Origin of the sequence: Microcystis sp. M49636_WE2 (genome assembly GCF_030065375.1) — a bacterium.
In the GTDB taxonomy this organism is placed as follows: Bacteria; Cyanobacteriota; Cyanobacteriia; order Cyanobacteriales; family Microcystaceae; genus Microcystis; species Microcystis aeruginosa_C.
This window is the reverse complement of the sequence record NZ_JASJFG010000925.1, coordinates 1-3,137: the sequence shown is the minus strand read 5'-3', so window position 1 is coordinate 3,137 and position 3,137 is coordinate 1. Positions and strand designations below refer to the sequence as shown.

Genomic DNA, 3,137 nt, shown 5'->3' with positions numbered 1-3,137 from the left:
GACGAGAATAATCTGGCACTTATCGAAAAATTCTTGCAGATATTGATTGATTTGCAGGGCTAAATCTCGTAACTGATTGACTTGCTCCTCGCTGGCAATATCGATCACTTTTATGCGATCGGGCGTTAACAAAGGATCGCCCAAAGCGTCATCCTTGAGGTAAAATTCTACAAGCGGAAAAGGTAAAACTTTCCCCTCCTTTAATCCCGTTTGCTTGCACAAACTCCCGGCGGCGATATTTCTGACTACTACCTCCAAGGGAATGATTTTAATCGCCTTGACGCGCATTTCCCTAGAACTAGGGCGATCAATATAATGGGTAGGTATTCCTAGGGATTCTAACCATTGAAATAGGGCAGTGGAGACAGTACAGTTAATTTCCCCTTTGCCGACAATTTGCCCGCGTTTTTGGGCATTAAAAGCCGTGGCATCGTCTTTGTAATAAGTGAGGAGAATATCGGGATCATCGGTTTGATAGAGAATTTTGGCCTTACCTTCATAGAGTTTTTCCATAGTTATCATCCTCGGCAATTGATAAACAAAAATTGATGGTTAATCAGATAGCGGCAGCAGTAAATTTTGGCGATCAACCTAGACAAAAAATTTATATCATTAGGTAGATGATTGTTGAAAAAAATAATGTATAATTGCTGCTTAAAGATAACTGTCAACATTTTGCGACCGAACCTTAACCCATAGCCAAAAAGTGTCCCGATTTAAGTGGTCAATTTTTGGCGAATCAGCCAAGTTTCTACTTAAATCCTCAATGATATCCAACAACTGATATTATCTCCCATTACCATTACCGAAAAATCTAAAGAAATTCCGCAAAATTACCCGCCGTCGCCCTATGAACCAGAATCCTCCTAACGATGATAACCCAAATCTCCCCGATCGCCGCAAGGAGGATTTTCTCTATCCTCGCGCCCCCTACTATGGGGAATTTAAGCCAGAAAACTTGCTATTTAACGCCAATTTACAGGAATTTGCCCAAAAAGTCAGTTTTATTTGTAATCTGGAAACCGGGGGCAAAATCAGTTCTCTAGAAGCCTACCAAAAAATTAAAGCCCTCTGGAAAGACTTAAAACAGAGCAAAAAAGGCCTAGGCATTGGGGAAAATCCCTTTCAAAAAGATGATGATACCTAAAGGATAATCAGGAAAAATCGGGTGCATCTCAATTTTGTAGAAATATCTATATTACAGGGCGCACGCGGTGCGCCCCTACTATTGGCGCAATAATATTATTGTAGGGGCGAATTGCATTCGCCCTTTTTGAATAACTGCTTCTGCTCACCTATATGTGAGAGAAAGTCACAAATATCAGATGCACCCGAAAAATCTCCCGGGTTGATAAAAAATACTGGGACAGAAATATTTTCTGCCCCATAGAATTAGATAAGCAAACGCTTAAAAATTACCGTGATTTTGGATGGCACTTTCTAATTTTGCCACCACTTCCTCGACGCTAATTACTCCTAAATCGCCCGTGGCACGGGTGCGAATACTTAAACTATTACTTTCCATTTCTTTTGCCCCCACCACTGCCATCACGGGAATTTTTGCGGTTTCAGCATTGCGAATCATTTTACCCAAACGTTCGCCACTGGTATCGGTTTCGGCGCGAATTCCTAACAACTGCATTTTCGCTGTCACCTCTTTAGCGTAATCCAATTGAGTATCACTAACCGGTAATAATCGTATCTGGACAGGGGCTAACCAAAGAGGAAAATCCCCTGCGTATTCTTCGATTAAAATACCGATTAAACGTTCCAAAGAACCAAAAGGTGCGCGATGAATCATCACCGGACGTTTACGATTACCATCTTCGGCAACATATTCTAGTTCAAAACGTTCGGGTAAATTATAATCTACCTGTACCGTTCCTAACTGCCATTCTCTTTCGAGGGCATCTTGGAAAATAAAGTCTAATTTTGGACCATAAAAAGCCGCTTCTCCGGGGGCTTCAAAATAATCCATCCCCAAAGTTTGCACCGCTTTTCTAATCGCTGATTCTGCCTTTTCCCAAGCTTCATCGGAACCGATATACTTATCCGATTCGGGGTCACGAAAACTCAATCGCGCCTTAAAATTCTTTAATTGTAAACTCTTAAACACCGTCAAAATTAAATCAACAACGCTTAAAAATTCCTTGTCTAATTGTTCGGGAGTGACAAACAAATGGGAATCATCAACGGTAAAACCGCGAACTCTAGTTAACCCTCCCAATTCTCCCGATTGTTCGTAACGATAAACTGTCCCGAATTCCGCCAAACGCATCGGCAATTCCCGATAGGATCTCAAATCACTTTTATAGATTTGAATATGAAAAGGACAGTTCATCGGTTTAAGCACAAATCCTATTTCCTTACTAGCAGATTCCTCATCGTCTGCCATCATGGGAAACATATCTTCTTTGTACTTTTGCCAGTGACCCGAAATTTTAAACAAATCGACGCGAGCAATATGGGGAGTAACTACGGGTAGATAACCGCGTTTTAACTGTTCTTTTTTCAGAAAATCTTCTAACAAAGAACGAATTAAAGTTCCTTTCGGTGTCCATAAAGGCAACCCTGGCCCGACAGAATCAGAGAAAATAAATAAACCTAATTCTTTGCCTAATTTGCGATGGTCCCGTTTCAGTGCTTCTTCCTTACGGCGCTTGTATTCGGCTAATTGTTGGGGATTTTCCCAAGCTGTGCCGTAAATGCGCTGCAATTGGGCTTTATTTTCATCCCCACGCCAATAAGCACCCGCTACCGTCTCTAATTCGATTGCTTTTGGGTCTAGTTCGCTTGTATTATCTAGGTGCGGACCGGCGCACAAATCCCACCAAGCGTCCCCAAGATGATAGAGGGTGATGGGTTCTTGAATTCCCGCCAGAATTTCCAGCTTATAGGCTTCATTAATCGCTTTAATGCGCTTTTCCGCCTCTTCCCGAGAAACTTGCTCGCGAATCACCGGCAGTTTTTTATTGATAATTTTGACCATCTCTTTTTTGATGTCCTTGAGATCCTTATCGGTAAAAGGTTCCGGCACATCAAAATCGTAGTAAAATCCGGTTTCAGTCCAAGGCCCGATAGTAACTTGGGCTTTCGGGAATAATTTCTGCACCGCCATGGCCATCACATGGGAGGTG

3 protein-coding genes are annotated in these 3,137 nt (G+C 42.0%); 1 reads left to right on the top strand and 2 read right to left on the bottom strand.

Annotated features, from left to right (window positions below; all coding sequences use genetic code 11):
- On the bottom strand, positions 1-513 hold a 513-nt coding region (gene purC / locus PX484_RS21200), incomplete at its 3' end, for a phosphoribosylaminoimidazolesuccinocarboxamide synthase (RefSeq protein ID WP_288105399.1).
- Between the two features lie 337 nt (positions 514-850).
- Here purC and PX484_RS21195 point away from each other — a divergent pair.
- Entirely contained in the window at positions 851-1,147 is a 297-nt protein-coding gene (locus PX484_RS21195) for a DUF7219 family protein (protein WP_002743720.1), read from the top strand.
- Between the two features lie 261 nt (positions 1,148-1,408).
- Here PX484_RS21195 and thrS read toward each other — a convergent pair.
- On the bottom strand, positions 1,409-3,137 hold a 1,729-nt coding region (thrS, locus tag PX484_RS21190), incomplete at its 5' end, for a threonine--tRNA ligase (RefSeq protein WP_288105397.1).

What these genes read in the sequence shown, in the direction of transcription:
- PX484_RS21195 (WP_002743720.1), top strand. Translation starts at nt 851, where the DNA reads ATGAACCAGAATCCTCCTAACGATGATAACCCAAATCTCCCCGATCGC.